The 18,059-nt window shown below is 34.1% G+C and carries 13 protein-coding genes; all 13 read left to right on the forward strand.

All coding sequences use genetic code 11. From position 1 onward, the window contains the following. Window positions 1-17 precede the first annotated feature (17 nt). The 13 genes from NK987_RS00560 to NK987_RS00620 all read left to right on the forward strand — a co-directional run bounded on the left by NK987_RS00560 (window position 18) and on the right by NK987_RS00620 (window position 17,890). A complete protein-coding gene (locus NK987_RS00560) occupies window positions 18-1,439 on the forward strand; it encodes a hypothetical protein (RefSeq protein ID WP_259262283.1) in 1,422 nt (473 codons plus the stop codon). 1 nt (window position 1,440) lies between these two features. Beyond that, window positions 1,441-3,765 carry a hypothetical protein gene (locus NK987_RS00565; RefSeq protein WP_259262284.1) on the forward strand — a complete coding sequence of 775 codons (2,325 nt, stop codon included), beginning with the start codon at window positions 1,441-1,443 and terminating at the stop codon, window positions 3,763-3,765. Continuing rightward, window positions 3,765-5,609, forward strand: a complete 1,845-nt coding sequence (locus NK987_RS00570) for a DUF2357 domain-containing protein (protein WP_259262285.1) — start codon at window positions 3,765-3,767, stop codon at window positions 5,607-5,609. Before NK987_RS00565 ends, NK987_RS00570 begins: the two co-directional genes overlap by 1 nt. Continuing rightward, window positions 5,606-6,622: a helix-turn-helix transcriptional regulator gene (locus NK987_RS00575; protein WP_259262286.1), complete on the forward strand. Its 1,017-nt coding sequence runs from the start codon at window positions 5,606-5,608 to the stop codon at window positions 6,620-6,622. Before NK987_RS00570 ends, NK987_RS00575 begins: the two co-directional genes overlap by 4 nt. Window positions 6,623-6,624: 2 nt before the next feature. Further along, the gene (locus NK987_RS00580; RefSeq protein ID WP_259262287.1) at window positions 6,625-7,482 is read left to right on the forward strand and encodes a TauD/TfdA dioxygenase family protein; all 858 of its coding nucleotides are present in this window, start codon (window positions 6,625-6,627) and stop codon (window positions 7,480-7,482) included. A gap of 19 nt (window positions 7,483-7,501) precedes the next feature. Beyond that, window positions 7,502-8,359 (forward strand): HD domain-containing protein, encoded by an 858-nt coding sequence (locus NK987_RS00585; RefSeq protein ID WP_259262288.1) that lies wholly within the window; start codon window positions 7,502-7,504, stop codon window positions 8,357-8,359. 1 nt (window position 8,360) lies between these two features. After that, on the forward strand, window positions 8,361-9,839 hold the full coding sequence (locus NK987_RS00590; RefSeq protein ID WP_259262289.1) for a Gfo/Idh/MocA family oxidoreductase: 1,479 nt from the start codon (window positions 8,361-8,363) through the stop codon (window positions 9,837-9,839). Continuing rightward, entirely contained in the window at window positions 9,836-10,765 is a 930-nt protein-coding gene (locus NK987_RS00595) for an NAD(P)-dependent oxidoreductase (RefSeq protein WP_259262290.1), read from the forward strand. The genes NK987_RS00590 and NK987_RS00595 overlap by 4 nt, the downstream gene beginning before the upstream one ends. 28 nt (window positions 10,766-10,793) lie before the next feature. Continuing rightward, window positions 10,794-11,945, forward strand: a complete 1,152-nt coding sequence (locus NK987_RS00600) for a glycosyltransferase family protein (protein WP_259262291.1) — start codon at window positions 10,794-10,796, stop codon at window positions 11,943-11,945. 194 nt (window positions 11,946-12,139) lie between these two features. After that, window positions 12,140-12,685 carry a polysaccharide deacetylase family protein gene (locus tag NK987_RS00605; RefSeq protein ID WP_259262292.1) on the forward strand — a complete coding sequence of 182 codons (546 nt, stop codon included), beginning with the start codon at window positions 12,140-12,142 and terminating at the stop codon, window positions 12,683-12,685. A 5-nt stretch (window positions 12,686-12,690) separates the two neighbouring features. Continuing rightward, window positions 12,691-13,443, forward strand: a complete 753-nt coding sequence (locus NK987_RS00610; protein WP_259262293.1) for a radical SAM/SPASM domain-containing protein — start codon at window positions 12,691-12,693, stop codon at window positions 13,441-13,443. Window positions 13,444-13,470: 27 nt separating this feature from the next. Then, the gene (locus NK987_RS00615) at window positions 13,471-14,397 is read left to right on the forward strand and encodes a class I SAM-dependent methyltransferase (RefSeq protein WP_259262294.1); all 927 of its coding nucleotides are present in this window, start codon (window positions 13,471-13,473) and stop codon (window positions 14,395-14,397) included. Window positions 14,398-14,527: 130 nt separating this feature from the next. Further along, on the forward strand, window positions 14,528-17,890 hold the full coding sequence (locus tag NK987_RS00620) for a TM0106 family RecB-like putative nuclease (protein WP_259262295.1): 3,363 nt from the start codon (window positions 14,528-14,530) through the stop codon (window positions 17,888-17,890). The last annotated feature ends 169 nt before the right edge of the window (window positions 17,891-18,059 follow it).

Below are 18,059 nucleotides of genomic sequence, written 5' to 3' on the forward strand. Positions count from 1 at the left end.
TTGCTATCCCGCTGTATATGTATCGGATAGAAACAAATGAGTTTGAACATGGATTGAATTTTTTCCAAAAGCTAGTTCTGAAATTTAAAGCTAAGCCTGGCATGAAGGATGAAACCATTGCCGAATTTACTGGTCTGGATGCTAAATTAGTTGGTATCGTTGCTTCTGAACTTCACAGTAAAGGATTATTAAACGAATATGGCTCTTTAAATGAAAAAGGGAAGGAAAAATTATTAGAGGTTGATGGATTGATTATTAATTCAGGAAAAAGAAAGATTGGCTATACATTTAAATTTACAAATCAGGATAAACTTTACCCGTACTATATCAATCAAGTTTTTCCTGCAGATTTAATAGATAATGCAAAAGATCAACATCCTAAAATAGTAACCGGTACAAAAGGTGATGGTGATGACTATACTGATCTTCCGTTCTTTTTGGATGAAGCTTTAAAAAGTAAGGAAAACTATAATAGGCCATCAGAAAGAGAAGTATTACAACTGGTTCAAAACACAAATAGAAAAGGTATTCAGTCTGAAACAGATGAATCTAAGATTGAGAAATTGTCTGCCCAACTAAGTATTCGGTTTTTGAATGACCAACCTGAAATCGTATGGGCTTGCACTTATGTATATCTATACCAAAATGATGACCAAACATATGAGCCAGATTGGAGAATTCTTGACCCGTTTGGGTTTGGTGATAATGTCGCCTTAAAATTTTACATCAATAATCAGGCTAACAAAAACTTATTGGAAAGTATTCAAAGGAGGTTTGCTGATGCGAAAACCCTTGGAGGTAAAATTTTATCAGATTATCAAGAGCAGGTCAATAAACTAATCGAAGAAAGGCTGCTTTCTGATTTTTCAATGGGATTTAATAGTCTGGATAAGAATTTACAAATGTATCTTGAAACTATTATCAAAAATTTAATTCTCCTTGAAAATCACAGTTATAATAATTTAGATGCCAGTGTTTCATTTTCTCTAAATCTACAAAACGCTTTAGAAAACATTTTAAAGCAAGATAAGGAGAGGAGGATTTCATTCTATGAACTTGTCTATTCAGATTTAGATAACGATCTATCAAAGAAAAAAAATGGGCTTATTGGTATCTATCGCCAAAGATTGTTTTCGAGCAATACATTGGTACCGCAACCATTATTAAATGTAAGTAAAAGTTCCTTATTGAGGGGCACTTCCTTACTATCCTATTTGGCTTCATTTGTACTTACTTATAACTATGATAATAAATCTGTACTTTTTAATATTCTTAAAGACCGAATTGAACTTTTTATAGAAGTAGCTCAGCTAAGAAACGAAAAAGGCCATGGGCAAACTTCATCTGAAAAAGCTCTGAAATCACTAACCAAAGAGGATGTTCAGAAATTTTATGGCTTCATAAAATCATTTTTAAACGATTACATTCAAAACAATTGATATGGCAAAGAATAAAAATAGGAATAAGCAAGTTCCACAAAATACCCAACAACCAAAGACAACTCAATCTGTAAAGCCTACTCTAACAGTAGAGCAGAAGTTGGAAATAGAGGCAAAACAAGAAGAGCTTCAAACTGTCCAACCTGTTGAGCAATTGACCCAAGAATCGGAAACCAAACTGAGAGAGAACGAAGCAAAGGAAGACTTGTCAAGATATTGGACCTATGTTAAGGAAATCAATAAGAGATTAGAAGCTTTAATGATTTCAACCAAAGACGAAAAAGATAAGACAACTAAACTTAAAGATGAATTTGACGCTTCAAAAAAAGAAGCAGATGGAATAAAAGCCGATTTCAAGAAGAAAATTGAAGACTATAACAAAAAAGATAAGGAGCTTACAGAAAGAGAATTTGCCCTAGACAATGGAGAATATACTGCTGTTATTAGAAGACTTCTGGACACAATTAAAGATACTGAAAAAAGGGTTTTTACAGACACCGAAAACTTACTAAAGGAACTTTCGGAGTTTCACAAGAAGAACCTTGAAGAATTCTCAGGTCACATAAAGGAAAGTGCTGAATTTGAAAAACAGCAAGCAGAACTCAAGAAAGAGAAAAGGAAGTTTGAAGTTGAAAAACAAATTTTTAAAGATGACCTACAAGACAATTTTGAAACCAAATATTCTGAGCAATTAAATTTAAAAACCGCAGAATTGGGGAGAATCCAGCGCAAAGCAACAACTTTGGAGCAGGAAAATGCCAACCTGAAACAGCTTTTTGAAGACTTGCAAAACGCTTTTGAATCAAACGAGCCACAAGAAATTTTAATACGGCACTCTTTTTTAACAAAGGAATTGGAAAACCATAAAAGAGAGCTAAAAGAACGCCCCGAGCAATTTGAACTAGAAACCAAACAAGCAAAAATTGAAGAACTTCAGGCTAAAGTTGTTGAATATCAAACCAAGATAAATGAAGGTGAGCTGCTCGAGCTTAAACGAATTTTGAGCAACATGGATTCTTATGTTATCGAGATTAATGCATACAAGAATCAAATAGAAAGTGCAAAAGTTAGGGAAGCGTCTTTGAAGAAAACAATTGATGATTTATCAATAACAATTGACCAACTAAAGGGCGAATCAACAAAAAAAGCAGATGCTTTTGAATTTGGAAAGAATTGTGATGCTGACACAAGAAACCTTGGATACAATCATCTCCAGCAAAAAAAAGATGCTCCATCCAATTTAGCTGACCTTACAAGTTATGTCCAACAATGGATGGCCTTTAAATCTGATAAACCCTTTTATTATTCTTTGGAAACAATTAGAATATTTCTTTCAGGCTTGAATATGTCACCAATCAGCATTTTACAAGGGATAAGTGGTACAGGAAAAACCAGTTTGCCTAGAGAGTTTGCCAAGGCTTTGGTAACTGATGGATATTATGTTGGCGTGGATGATGATAACCAGAATAAAGCACCTTATCGCATATGCGCGGTTCAGTCGGGTTGGCGTGATAATATGGACTTGATGGGATATTACAATTCTTTTGAACATAAATACAAAGAAACAGACTTCTTTAAAGCTCTTTACATTGCTAATCAGCCAAAATACTCTGACACTTTATTCCTGATTATTCTTGACGAGATGAATCTTTCAAGGCCAGAACATTATTTTGCAGATTTCCTTTCTTTGTTGGAACAATCTCCAAGCGAAAGATATATAGGACTGTCAAACACACCCAACGAAGTCTTGCCTACTTTAATTAAAGGGGGAAAACTTAAAATACCAGAAAATGTAAGGTTCGTTGGAACAGCAAATCATGATGAAACTACTTTAGAGTTTGCTCCTAAAACCTACGACCGATCCAATTTGATGGAAATGCCTAAGAATCATCCTGACAAAAAGGATTTTAGGCTGAGTGAAGCATCATTCAATGTGAAATACAGTTGGCTTAAAGATAAGTTTGAAAAAGCCGAACAACACAACAAGGAATCCTTCAATAAATTCCACTTATTCATAAATTCAGATGATATAAAAATTCTTCTTACGGAAAAAGGAATTGGAATTGGAAATCGTCTTGAATTTCAAGCAGAAAAATTTATTAGTGTATTTGTTGAATCCGGTAAGGATAAAGAAAAGGATGTTGCCATTGCTGTTGACCATTTAATTTCAAGTCGTTTATTCAGAACCCTAAAAAATAGATATGACCTTGATAAAGCCAATTTGACTAAGTTTAAAGATGATTATGTCAAGTTATTTCATAATTCCTTTATGTATCAACCAGGATTAGCTGTTGAATTACTTAATAACGAAATAAGCAAGAAATAATGAACCTATTTGACAGATATGGCAATATAACTGTCTCAGAGCAGGAACTACCAAATCAAATAGATTTTGGAAGGTTTTGTATTATCGGAGATGACGGTAATATAAGGGATATCACCTATTCTAACTTTCAAACAAAAAAAGCTATCCGGCAGGAATTATTGTTGGATAAAAATAAAAGTATTCAAGATATCTTGATTGACATTGCCATTGACATAAAAAAAGCCGGAAATGACAACTTCACTGTAATTCCATTAATAAGAAGAATCAGAAATAAGTTGGGATTGAATGATTTCGAAAAACTACTTTACGAAAAGGTTTTTCATTTGGAAGAAATATTTAGAGTGCCCCATTACCTGCTTGAAAGAGAAATAGAAAAGGTTCATGTTTCAAGGGCAAAAAGAATACCTTCAAAAAGTTATCAGTATTTAGCCTCTCATACCGAAGATTGGGTTCACAAAAGTATAGTAAGTTTCAAGCCAAGTCGCATACTAAATGAAGAATTGGAATCAAATTTAGATATCTATGAAAACCAATTAACGATTGCCTTCCTTGAGAGGTGTTTAATCTACATCAATTCTAGGATGAAGGAAATTCAGGACATCAAATTATTCTTAGCAGATTATGAGAAACTTCTTAAAAATAGGAATGACCAAAAAGGTTGGTATAAAAAAATCAATAGAAATCTAAGCTTGATTGGCGCTGTTTACGAAGACGACCATTTTCATGGAAAAAACAAAGATGGTTCAACACTCACCGAAACTGAAGAAGCATTAAATCAAATAAACAAAAGGTTATTGCTTCTTAGGAAATCTAATCTTTTTGATTTAATCAATAAGCGGGCTACACAGTCAATAACCCTTCGTAATACAAATGTTTTGGTAAATCACAAGCACTACCGATATATTAAAACATTGTGGATTGAACTTGATAAGGTCAAACCTGAGAAAAGTGAATCAGAGAAAATAAAGTTTGAACAAGATGTCATTAAAGGGCTGAGAGCATTTACCAAAGGCCTTATATGCTACACACTTAAAACCAATTTGGATTTCGAGCCTAAAGGTAACTACACAAATTTTGAAGCTGAACATCTACAACTAAGTAAAGTGACCTTTCAAGAGTCCGATAAAGGTTCACTCATCCTAAGAATTGGCGAAAAGCAAATCAACCTAGTCATAGTTGGTAATTTGCCAGAATTTGATGAAAAACTTATTTCTCTATTAAAAGATAGGCAGACGTTTATTCTTTATTACGACGATAAAACAACTATATATAATTCAAGACTTATTCCTATAAATCCATTAGACCCAGATAGTGTTGAACGTGTTGGCGTATTGATTCGGAAATTCTTGTTGTCGGGTTACTTAGATATTATTCAGAAGGAATTCAAATTCAAACAGTTGCTAAAAGAATACATTAAATATATTCCAGAAAAATATCTAGAATTTAAGATAACCACCTACACCTATAAATTCCATTCTTACCCCAAAGCAAAACTATCATTCGAAGAAATTAAGGCCAGCATTGAAAATGATTCACTGTACAAATCGAAAAGCAGACCTGACAAAGAAAACATTATCAGCTGTATTCAGGAACTACTTTCCGAAATCGAAAATAATTCATTGAAATTGAGGAATGATTATTTGAATTGCTTTAACTGTGGTGAAAAATTACAATCATTTAATATCGACAGGCTAAATTACTTAAAATGTCCTTCTTGTTCTTGTTTAATTGATAGTTCCAATTCCGAAAAGGCTACCCTAAAAATTGATGATTTTAAGTTTAGTAATTTAACTGATTTGGAGTTTGGAATGGATTCCTTAACCCTAAATTTTGTGGATTTATGAGTATAAACAAAAACGCTTATTTAAGGTATCATATGCTTGATAAATGCTTTAGCAATAAATACAGATTGTATTTTATTGAAGATCTATTAGAGGAGGTAAATAGAGCGTTGGAAGACTTTAATGGAGAGGGATCAAAAATTGAAAAAAGGCAATTATTTGATGATATCAAATTCATGGAAAGTGAAGCAGGATGGTCAATTCCGTTGGAAAGAATCAAGCAAGGTAAAAAAGTATATTACCGATACTTTGAAAAAGATTTCAGTATCAAAAATCAAAAAATCAGTGATGAAGAGCTAGATGCAATTAATGCAGCATTGATGGTTCTGCTTCGATTTAGAGGATTACCTCAATTTGAGTGGGTCAATGAATTAATTCCTAAACTTCAATCACTTTTTAGACAAGATGTGATTAAAGAAGTTATTAGATTTGACGAAAATGAATTTTTAGTAGGTTTAGATTACTTGCCAATACTTTATAAAAGCATTATCAAGGAAATTTCACTTAAGATTGAATACCAATCATTCAAAGAAACCCAACCGATATCTATGACAATTCACCCCTATTATTTAAAGCAATTCAATAAAAGGTGGTTCCTTTTTGGTTTAAATGATTCGAATGAATTGATTTATAATCTTCCTCTGGATAGAATTAAAAGTATTGCACCTGATATTATAAAATTTAAAAAAAATACAGCTGTTGACTTCACGGAGTATTTTGAAGACATCATTGGAGTTAGCTTTCGTTCAAACCAAGAGCCAATAAAAATCAATTTACTCATTGATATTGAAATCAGTCCATACATATTGACTAAACCGCTGCATGGTTCCCAAAAAAAAATAGATTCTACAGATAGAGGAATAATAATCCAAATTGAAGTAATTCCAAACCATGAACTCCGACAATTACTTTTATCCTATGGGGATGGGCTCCAAGTGATTTCTCCCGAATCCTACAAAAATGAACTTAAAGAAGTAATTGAAAGAATGTACAAAAAATACAAAACACAAATCTAAGTATGACAAAATTTCGATTTTCGGAAAATAATAATGGAATTGGGGTTACCGTTCACGAAGCCGATTTATCTTTGGGCTTAACCCCCTCCCAAATACTTCAAATTCAGGAATTACTCAATCGCTATAAGGTTGTCATTTTCAAAAATCAAAATCTCAATGATGATCAATTGAGTGAATTTGCCTTTCGCTTTGGTCCTCCATTTGTCCCGGACAAGAATTTTCCCGTTTTAGGTAGTCAGGATTCAGGTAATTCCATTGTAATTGTTGGAAATCAAGCCAATGAATATTCGAAATCTTATTTAGGGCATCAGGAAGTACTGCCGCATTCAGATCACCAGTGGTTAAAATGTCCATCATCAGCATCTTTGCTATACGCATTGGATATTCATCTAAATTCTGCACCAACAGTATGGTTCGATATGGTACAGGCATACAATATGCTTGATTCTGAAATCAAATCGATTATTGAAGAAATAAATTCAATTACGTATAATCCTTTTTATAGACCATTTGGTTCTGTTTCAGCGAAATATGTTGATAGAGACATTGATATTCCTCCGGGGGATACCTTCCCGCATCCTTTGGTTAGAACGCATCCTCTTACTAAAGAAAAAATTCTTTACTTGAATATTGCATATGAGTTAGATTTTGTTGGTGTTCCTTATAAAGTTGGAAATGAATTGTTTTCAAAATTGTATGACCATATAATTAACCTTAGTTACAAATACGAACATCAATGGCATAATGGTGATTTGGTATTCTGGGACAATCGGTCTACGATACATTACAGACCGTCATTTGATTCCAGTATTAGAAGGGTTTTAAAGCGTGTGACCATTGCGGGTGAAATGCCTTATTGATAAAAAATAGTTTAATAACATGAAATTGAATAACGAAGGTTTACATCCTCAGGACATAAATAGCATTTCTAATAAACTTTTAGATATGCTGGTAGATATTGCCAGGCAGATAATCGAGACTAGGCCTGAGAACGAAAATTTCCTAATAAATCCTGATGACCCAATTGAACATGTAAGTAACTGGCATCAATTTGGTATAATTACGCATACAAAAGTTGTATTAGATGCATACATAGCGACTATATCCGAGTATTTTATCAATTGGCAAGTTGAAGATAAGATCAAAAGTAAACTAGAAGTAAAAATTGATAATATAGCGAAACACGACTTAATTAAAATTGGAATTATTTTGCATGATATTGGAAAATTTGCAAGAAAATTCAAAAATGAAGGTGGTAAATTAGAGCATAATTTTTACGGCCATGAAGAAATTTCTGAAACTTTAATTGTTTCTGAAGACTCCTTCATTCATAAACTACTAAAAAACTCCTTTGGTTTAACAATTCCACAAATAGCTTACATAGGGCGAATTGCAGGTTTACATTTTGAACTAGGTAAATCTCGTGACGCAGCAAGAAGAGCGTCACATGGTTATTCAATAAGCTTCTCTGAAAGTAAAGAATGCGAAAAGGTATTTTTAGATATTGCATCCAATTTTCATGATTTCAAGGAAGAAATTGGTATACTTTTTCTCTGTGATAGCTTGGGCAAAACCGATATTAGGATTAGGGCAGAAAAGGACGAAGAGATTGACCTGCATATAGCCTTTATTAGTCAAGCATTAGAGGAAAGGAAAATAAACCCGCTTTTAATTAATGCTATAAAACAACTTCCGGTTAATATAGCTATTACAAAAAAATATCTTCAAACAATATAAAATGGCAATCAATAAAAAATCAAATGTTATATTAATTGGTTGTGGCCCACATGCCAGGCGGGTTTACCTTCCAGCTTTGCATAGAATCAGCAAAATTAAATTAGAATTAATAATTGACTTAGAAAGCCAAGCTTCGGAAGTTCATAAGGCTGCAAAAAAATTTGAACAAACTGAGTTATGGTTAATTCAACCATTTACAGATGTTATTCCTGCTGAATTTGCAAAGAGACTTTCAAATTTTGTTCGAGAAAAAGGAATATCAGGTGTAATAATAGCAACTGAACCACTAGTACATAAAGCTTATGCCGAATGGGCGTTACAAAATGGTTTAAATATTCTTATGGATAAACCAATAACAACCAGGGTGAACGCTATAAGTGATCTTTCAAATGCGGAAGGGATACTGGATGATTATTTTATCTTACTAGAAAAATACAAAAAATTACAGTTTGAAAAAGAAACTGTATTTATGATTAATTCACATCGCAGATTTCATAAGGGGTTTCAGTTTGTCATTGACAAAATTCGTGAGGTTGGTGAAAAAACTAACTGCCCTATTACTTTTGTTCAAGCTTATCATTCTGATGGTCAATGGCGGTTTCCAAATGAAATTGTTACCCAACAGTACCATCCGTATTCATCTGGCTATGGGAAAGCATCACATAGCGGTTATCATATTTTTGATACAATCTACCAGTTTTACAAAGCAGCCGGAGTTCATGAAAAAATAGCAGATACAATGGAAATTGTCAGTTCCTTTATTCAACCAAATGGTTTTTTCACTCAATTAAAAAAAGAAGATTATAAAGCAATCTTCGGTGAACAATATGATTTGGTAAATAAATGGAGCGACGAACAACTCAGGCTAATTTGTGGTGATTTTGGAGAAATTGATCTTTCCGCAATAATTACCTTAAAAAAGAATGAGGAGGCCATTGCAAACTTTAATGTAAACCTCATCCATAATGGTTTTGCCGGCCGAACATGGATCAATCCAGGAAAAGATTTATATAAAGGCAATGGAAGAATTAAACACGAAAGTTATAATATACAGCAGGGGCCTTTTCAAAACATTCAGATTCACGCTTATCAAGCATCTGACCAACACGATGCAAACATGGGTCGAGAAGAGTATCTGGGTGGTAAGAATCATTTTGAGATTTATGTTTTTCGTAATCCAATCTTCGCCGATTCTTCAACACAGCCAAAAATTTACAAACTAAGTGATTTAACTGATGAAGAAAATTTGGAATCTGAATCCATGATAACAATGGAATGGGTAAAATTTAAAGTAGTAGAGGAATTTGCTGATTACCTTACAGGGAGAAAAAGTAAAGAATTGATTAACTCTCAAATTGAAGATCATCTTGTTCCTGTCCAGATAATGAGTGGAATATATTCCTCAAATATTCTGAGAAAAAGTAATGCATCCAATATTGTAAAATCAGCATTCGGCTTTGTAGAAGATTATTCAAAATGAAAACAGTCCTGATTCAACCAGATGTAAAGGGAGTGAATGAGTTTCATAGTATTTTATCAAATGATTTGATAGGATATAACATAGTAACTTCAGTTAGCGATGTAAACCTTTCCGATATCCATGTTGTAATTATTTGGCTTTCAGTACCCGACTTTCTTATCAAACTCCCGAATTTGAAGTTAATATTATCATGTGGAAGCGGTGTGAATCACATTATAAATTCATCAAATCTACCGCATAAAATTCCACTGATAAGACTTGTTGATCCCTACTTAAGAAACCGTGTCGCAGACTATGTGGTCGAACAAATTTTAAATAAATTCTACCCTACATTAAATCTTAGAAAATTACAGATGGATGCGTCAAATGTTTTTGACATCATTAGAAAGGAAAAGCTTATAATTGGTATAATGGGCCTTGGTCTTATAGGGTCCACCATTGCTGAGAAGTTAAAAAATTTAGGTTTCGAAGTGGCTGGATGGGTTAAAACATCAAAAAATAGAATAATAAAAGATGTTTATATCGGAGAAGATGAAAAAGTGGAATTAGTAAAAAAATCAAATATCCTAGTCTGTCAATTGCCTTTAACAAGAGAAACAAAGGGGATTCTTAACATCAACCTATTTAATCATCTACCGGATGGAGCTTTTCTGATAAATGTTGGAAGAGGGGACCATTTAATTGAATCTGACCTATTAAAAGCACTGGAAATGGGCAAACTTTCGGGAGCATGCCTTGATGTTTTGGAAAAAGAACCATTACCGGAAAACCATCCTTTTCATAAACAACCAAATATCAAAATTACGCCCCATATAGCAGGGTATATAGGTCCTGAAACCCAGGCTCCATATGCCTCAAAAGTAATTATGGGATTTTTCAAAAATGAAAAATTAAAGGGTAAAGTAGATTATAATTCCCTTTATTAATCTTTCAATAATGTATTCCAAGCAAAGAATGAATCAAAAAATACTTCTCCACTGCCAATATGTATATGGAATTGGACATTTAGTCAGAGCAGTGGAGCTAGCAAGAGGTTTGAGCAATCACTTTCAAATATTTATACTTAATGGAGGGGAAGCTGTGCCAAATTTTGATATACCCGAAAATTTAAAAATCATCCAGATGCCGGCTATTTATAAGGAAGAAAATTCGGACTCATTATTGTCGGTCGATCCATCTATAAACATAGAACAGTGCTTTAAAAGCCGGAAAAAAATAATAACACAGTCAGTTGAAGAAATTAAACCTGATATTCTTATAACTGAACATTTCCCTTTTGGACTACTTTTTGAAAATGAAGTGTTGGAATTAATCGATAAAGTAAAAATTGAAAACCCCAAGGCCAAAATCGTATCAAGTGTAAGGGACATTATTGAATCCAAAGGAGGAGGAAAAAGAGATGATTATGTCTGTGAATTAATTAATAAATGGTATGACTTGGTTCTCGTTCATGGAGATGGGAATTTTGCAGGGTTATCAAAAAGTTTTTCAAAAACAGAAATGATTAAAATCCCTGTTATTCAAACAGGATATATCACTAGGGAAATTCCTAAAGTAAAAAATGTCAAAAAACCCCCTTTAATACTTGCGTCGGTTGCAGCAGGACGGATGGGTAATGAATTGCTGGATAGCCTAATTGATAGTCATTTAAGAATTAAAGAAAAAAAGAGACACAATCTGGTACTATTCTCAGGTGCATTTCAAAAAGACTTTAAAAAACAACAAGAGAAGGTTATTTCCCTTAAGTCTAAGGGAATCGAAATTCATCTCTTTGACAGTAGAAAATACTTAAAATATCTTTCAAACGCGTCTTTAGTAATTTCACTGGGAGGCTATAACTCAATTATTGAATCTGTTTCTGCAAAAAAACCAATGTTAATTTACCAAAGAGGATTTTCTGGAGGAAATGAAGAGCAAAATATGAGAATTCAGCTTTTTCAAAAGAATGGTAATTTGGACATTTTAAAATCAGATGATCTAAATTCAGAGACCTTATCACTTAGGATTCTTAATGCGATCAATAATCCTAAAGCCCCTGATTGTGAATTGAACTTGAATGGTGTTTACAACTCCTCACAAGCTTTAACCAGTCTAATGAACTCTTAGATTAACCACATTAAGTGATGACTACCATAAAAACAGACCCTTCTAACAATATAAACATACTCTTATATCATCAAATTGGTGATAGACCGCAAACCTATACCAATCTAGATTGCTTTTGCAACTCGACAACGTTTCACCTTCAAATGGAATTTCTATATAATTCTGAATATAAGGTAATTTCTTTGTATCAAGCCTTGGATTTAATATTCAACAAGAAGGTCATTGATGATAAATATGTAGTACTGACTTTTGATGATGGATGCGAAAAATTTTATAGCATTACCTACCCTATTCTTGAGAAATTTGGATTTCCTTCCATGATTTATCCCGTTGCCGGATATCTGGGAAAACAGGCAGAATGGGGAGGGAAAAAATTACCTCATTTAAAGATCCTTTCAAAAAGCATGTTATGCGAACTCAATAAGCTCGGAGTAGAAGTTGGTGCACATACTATGGATCATGTTAGGTTAACACAGATAAACAGGAAAGAATCATTTTACCAATTAAATGAGTGTAAAGACGTTTTAGAGCAATTGTTAGGAAAGGAAATTATTTCATTTTCTTACCCCCATGGAGATTTCAATCAAGAAACTATTGATATTTTAAAGGAAACAGGCTTTTTAAATGCTTTGACATGTATGTCAAACTATGCTCAAGAGGCAAAATCAGTTTATGAAATACCAAGGAAGTACATAACATATTTTGATGATATAGACGGATTTAGAATAAAGCTAAATTAATAATCATGAGCAGCATCCCCTACCCACTTTTTGAAAAAATCTCCATTGAAAGCAACTCCTATTGCAATAGGTCTTGCTCATTTTGTACCAGATCTAGTGATAATAGAGAAAAAGTTCGGATGCCTGAAGAATTAATCTTTAAAGTATTGTTTGAACTTGCAGAAATAGAATATAAGGGCCTCATTTCATTTCATTTTTACAACGAAGTTTTTACTGATAAAAGGATTTTTACCTTTTTCGAAAAATGTAAAGAGTTAGGATTAAACAACTATATATTCACAAATGGAGATTTTTTGACAAAGGAAGTTGTCGACCGATTAAAAAATTATAATATAAAGGAATTTGCACTTTCAATCTATGATTGGAAAACTGAAGAAGACTTTCAGGCTAAATGTGATTATTTTCAGGAGGAGCTTAAACTGTCAGATCATAATTGGGAATTTTATATCATTAAGGGTGGAGACAATTTTGGAAATAGAGCCGGTTATGTCTCTCATAAAGAAGAAAAACTTCCTTTACCCCTTACCGCAGGATGTTCAAAAATTGAAAAAAAGATAGATGTAAGATATGATGGTTCAGTTGTGATGTGCTGTCAAGATTATTATAGTGTCCACAAAATTGGGGATATTAGAAAAGATAATATAATAGATATATGGTATGGTGAAATCAGAAGGAAGCAAATCAGTGATCTTCGAATGGGACTAAGAAAATGTTATGAATTATGTTCTAAATGTTCCGACTATATTGTAGAAATTTAAATTGATTATAGACTCAGGAAGCTTTAAATGAGAATTGTAAATAAAATATTCAAGGCTATAAAAGCAATAGTTTACCTGCCCATAAATCTATATAACCTAAGTAAAAGAAGTGACGAGTTATTTCGGATTGAAAAAAAATTAGATCTTTTTAGCAAAAAGTTAGATTATATAAACTTTGATGCGATATCAAAACCCTTAGAGGAGTTTATTCAATACCAAACCAAAAAGAGTAATCTTGAATCAAATCAGGAGAAATCAATAGATTTAGCATTAAGTTCAATAATTTCTAAACTTGATCAAAAATTTGAAAACCAATTTTTACAGATTGAGTCATTACTTTCTATCTACAATTCTTTACCAAATTTAAAATTTTTTCCGGCAACAAGGGGTTGGGTCGGTTCCCCCGATTTTTTAGCAAAAATTGTTGAGGTAATTCTAAAAGAAAAACCTCAGTTTGTTTTTGAGGCCAGCAGTGGTGTTTCTTCAGTAATTATTGGGTTAGCATTAAAGATGAATAATCATGGTAAAGCAATAGCCTTGGACCACGATAGATTTTATGCAAAAACCACGAATGAGAATATTGAGGTCAACGAAATTAAAGATATCTCTTGTGTTGAATATTGTCCCCTAAGAGATTATACCATCCAAGAGCAAATCTGGAAATGGTACGAAACATGTAATCTAAAATTTACGGATAAAATAGATTTATTAATTATTGATGGCCCGCCAAGAACCACACAATTTTTAGCTCGTTACCCTGCAATCCCCTTATTACATGAATATTTTTCAGATAGGGTTTTGATTTTGCTTGACGATGCAAATAGACATGATGAAGTAATTATTGTAAAAATGTGGATGGATTTCCTCGAAAAAATCAATTTCAAAGTGGAGGTTAATCAATTCAGAAATTTTGAAAAAGGAATGACGATTTTAATTGTTCAAAGACTTATTTGAACTGCATAATCACCAGAATTTTAAAATGTAAAAAAGAATGACATAATATGTCACAGAATATTTTTCTATCCTTTTATTAAAGTAATTAGTTGCTTACCTTAATCCATCATTTCAATTAAGGATTCTAATTATGAGAAAGATGGTAGACAAACATATTTATTCTCCAAGTGATTTGTCTAATTACATTTATTGCAAGCATTTGATTAATCTCGAAAAAGAAGCCTTGGAAGGCAAAAGAGAAAAGCCTCAATATACCAACAAAGTAATGCTCGCCTTGAGGGAAAAGGGGGAAGTCTTTGAGGCTAAAATTCTAAATGAATTCAAGGCAGAAGGAAAAACAGTCTATTCAATTCAAAGTGGAGACAGCATGGCATTTGAAAAGACAGTAACTGCGATGAATAAAGGTTTTGATATTATATATCAGGCTAGATTAGGAAAGGAAAGTGAATGGCAGGGTTGGGCCGATTTTTTAATCAAAGTGGAAGAATCTAGTATTTTAGGAGATTTCTCCTATCAAGTGATCGATACCAAGCTTGCTACCGAAACCAAAGCGGCTACCATCATTCAAATCAGTCTATATACTGAAGCAGTAGCCGAAATCCAAGGAAAATTCCCTGAAATCATGTTGGTAAAAACCCCTGAAGGGGTTATTAGCTACCGAACGAATGATTACATGGCTTATGTCAGATTAGTAAAAAAACGCTTTTTGGAAGCTGTAAATGAAAAGGATCCTAACACCTACCCAGAGCCAGTTGCTCATTGTGACATCTGCTCTTGGTGGGAAGTGTGCAACAAAAAGAGAAGGGATGACGATCATTTGAGTTTTATAGCCGGAATGGGAAACTCACAGATAAAAGAAGTTAAAATTCACGGGATTGAGACACTTGAAAATTATGCAATGACAATAAATCCTATTCTATTTAAACCCAAGAAAGGAGCAAAACAAACTTACCAAAATCTCCGGGACCAAGCCAATATCCAATGGAGAAGCCGGAATGAAAATCACCGTCCTATCTATGAATTATTGGACCTTGAAGAACATATAGGTTTCTACCGACTTCCTAAACCTTCAGAACACGATATATACCTCGACTTGGAAGGAGATCCTTTAGTAGATCCAGGTGGACTAGAATATCTGATAGGATGGTTTTATCAAGGAGAATACCATGCCCTTTGGGCAAAAGATGAAATCGAGGAAAAGCAGATTTTTGAGCAGTTTATGGAGTTGGCAATGCAGATTAAGTATGCACATCCTGAGATGCATATCTATCACTATGCTCCTTATGAAGTGTCTGCTTTCAAAAGATTAATGGGAAAATATGTTTCTTTCGAAAACGAAATGGATCAATTGCTGCGATCTGAAACTTTTATAGACCTCTATGGGGTAGTCAGGCAGGGAGTTCGTGCAAGCGTGGAAAAATACTCTATTAAAGACCTTGAGAAATTCTACGGATATGAGCGTGAAATAGATCTCAGAGACGTTGCCAAGAATAAAAGCATGTATGAATTCCTTCTTGAAATCAACAAGACAGAAGAAGCCACAACAGAAATGTTCGCAGCCATCAAGCTGTACAACCAAGATGACTGTATTAGTACCTATAGGCTCCACAACTGGCTCGAACAACTCAGGCAAGAATGGATTGATTCTGGTATTAATATTCCAAGACCTGAATCAAAACCCACGGAGGCCAGTGAGAAAATCACTGCGCATCAAGAAAAAATTCAACCTCTTTTCGATGCCTTAATGAAAGGCATGCCTGTCAATCGTGAAGAGAGGACTCCTGTTCAGCAAGGGAAGTACCTTCTAGCGCACATGCTTGATTGGTATAGGAGAGAGAAAAAATCTTTCTGGTGGGAATTTTTCAGACTTTTGGAACTTTCGGAAGAAGATCTCTTGGAAGAAAAAAATGCGCTTAGTAGGATGAGCTTCACTGGACAACGTGAGCTAATAAAAAGATCTGTTATAGACACCTATAAGTTTGACTATCAGGAAACAGATATTAGAGGAGGTAAAAATGTTAGAAATATAGATGGAAAACCTCTAGGAGAGGTGATCAAAATAGACATGGGGGCCCAAACTATCCGAATTAAAAAAGGTCCTTCTAATAGAGATATTCATCCTATCTCAGTTTTAATGGTGGAAGATTTCCCTTCAGATGTAAAAGAAGAAGCTATTATTACAATGGCATCTTGGGTCATAAATAATGAGCTAGACTCTCAAGAAATACCATATAAAGCAGCCAGGGAGCTTTTGTTAAGAAAATCTCCAGATGGATATTTCGAAAGCACTATTAACGCTGACTTACTCCAAACCACAACTCAATGGGCGAGTTCATTGAATTATAGTTATCTTCCCATACAAGGACCTCCTGGCGCAGGGAAGAGTCACACTGCAAGCAGAATGATACTTGATCTTATCAAACAAGGAAAGAAGGTGGGTGTTACAGCTCTCAGTCATAAAGTCATCACCAACCTCTTAGAAAAAATTTGGGAATATGCTGAGGATTCTCAGTTCCCTATATACATTTCCCAAAAGATTGCTTTGGAAGATGATAGTTGCCCTTGGTTTACCAATAACACAAATGAAGTCATTGAATCCAAACTTGCTTCTAGTCAAATCATCGCAGGTACATCTTTCATGTGGGCCAAAACTATGTTTGAAGATGCGGTTGACTATCTCTTTGTTGATGAGGCTGGGCAATTATCTTTAATTGACACTTTGGCTGTTGCACAATCGGCTAAAAACCTGATCCTGCTTGGTGATCCTCAACAATTGCAGCAACCTCAGCAAGGTGTCCATCCGGAGGGAACAGAAGTCTCTGCTCTTGCTCATATCCTTCAAGACCACCAAACCATCTTACCTGAAAAAGGTATTTTTCTGGACAAAACTTGGCGCATGCACCCTAACATCTGTTCTTTTATTTCAGAGCAATTTTATGAAAGCAAACTAATGCCTATTGGAGGTCTGGAAAACCAAAGTATCAGTGGTAATACCCTTCTACAGGGTTCAGGACTTCGCTTTCTCGCAACACCTCACCAAGGCAATACAAATAGTTCGGAGGAAGAAATGGCAGTAATTGTGACACTTGTCAATGACCTCTGTAAAGGAGATGTGACCTACACTGACAAAGAGGGGAAATCGAAAATGTTAGCAGCTACAGACATCAAAATCATTTCACCTTACAATGCTCAGGTAGGATTGCTCAAAGCAGTTTTACCGGAGATTGAAATTGGTACGGTAGATAAATTCCAAGGCCAAGAAGCTCCTGTGGTGATCTATTCTGTGGCTACTTCTAGTCCTCAGGACGCACCCCGTGGAATGGAATTCCTTTATAGCCCTCACCGCTTCAATGTGGCCATCTCAAGAGCTAGGGCTTTGTTTGTTCTTGTAGGATCACCAACCATCCTAGAACCAGAATGCAAAAGTCCCGCCCAAATCAAATTGGCCAACCCCTTCTGTAGGTTTGTAGAGGTTGCTATTACCATTAAATAAATGCCTTTTATGCAATTTTTGGAATATTTACCCTACAAAATTTAGGATTTGCATAATATGATCTTTAAGCCAAAATCATAAGTTCACAAAATTGCAGGTTGACAAACCTTTACAAAAAATTGGAGGATAGATAATGGATTTTAGAACGGAAAAATGAAGAGTATTATGT

Origin of the sequence: Aquiflexum gelatinilyticum (assembly GCF_024813435.1) — a bacterium.
Taxonomy (GTDB): Bacteria; Bacteroidota; Bacteroidia; order Cytophagales; family Cyclobacteriaceae; genus Cognataquiflexum; species Cognataquiflexum gelatinilyticum.

Bases quoted from the DNA above. Each gene is read 5' to 3' on its own strand.
- NK987_RS00620 (WP_259262295.1), top strand. From the start codon at position 14,528: ATGAGAAAGATGGTAGACAAACATATTTATTCTCCAAGTGATTTGTCT.
- NK987_RS00590 (WP_259262289.1), top strand. From the start codon at position 8,361: ATGGCAATCAATAAAAAATCAAATGTTATATTAATTGGTTGTGGCCCA.
- NK987_RS00580 (WP_259262287.1), top strand. From the start codon at position 6,625: ATGACAAAATTTCGATTTTCGGAAAATAATAATGGAATTGGGGTTACC.
- NK987_RS00610 (WP_259262293.1), top strand. From the start codon at position 12,691: ATGAGCAGCATCCCCTACCCACTTTTTGAAAAAATCTCCATTGAAAGC.
- NK987_RS00560 (WP_259262283.1), top strand. From the start codon at position 18: ATGTATCGGATAGAAACAAATGAGTTTGAACATGGATTGAATTTTTTC.
- NK987_RS00565 (WP_259262284.1), top strand. From the start codon at position 1,441: ATGGCAAAGAATAAAAATAGGAATAAGCAAGTTCCACAAAATACCCAA.
- NK987_RS00595 (WP_259262290.1), top strand. From the start codon at position 9,836: ATGAAAACAGTCCTGATTCAACCAGATGTAAAGGGAGTGAATGAGTTT.
- NK987_RS00575 (WP_259262286.1), top strand. From the start codon at position 5,606: ATGAGTATAAACAAAAACGCTTATTTAAGGTATCATATGCTTGATAAA.
- NK987_RS00585 (WP_259262288.1), top strand. From the start codon at position 7,502: ATGAAATTGAATAACGAAGGTTTACATCCTCAGGACATAAATAGCATT.
- NK987_RS00600 (WP_259262291.1), top strand. From the start codon at position 10,794: ATGAATCAAAAAATACTTCTCCACTGCCAATATGTATATGGAATTGGA.
- NK987_RS00615 (WP_259262294.1), top strand. From the start codon at position 13,471: ATGAGAATTGTAAATAAAATATTCAAGGCTATAAAAGCAATAGTTTAC.
- NK987_RS00570 (WP_259262285.1), top strand. From the start codon at position 3,765: ATGAACCTATTTGACAGATATGGCAATATAACTGTCTCAGAGCAGGAA.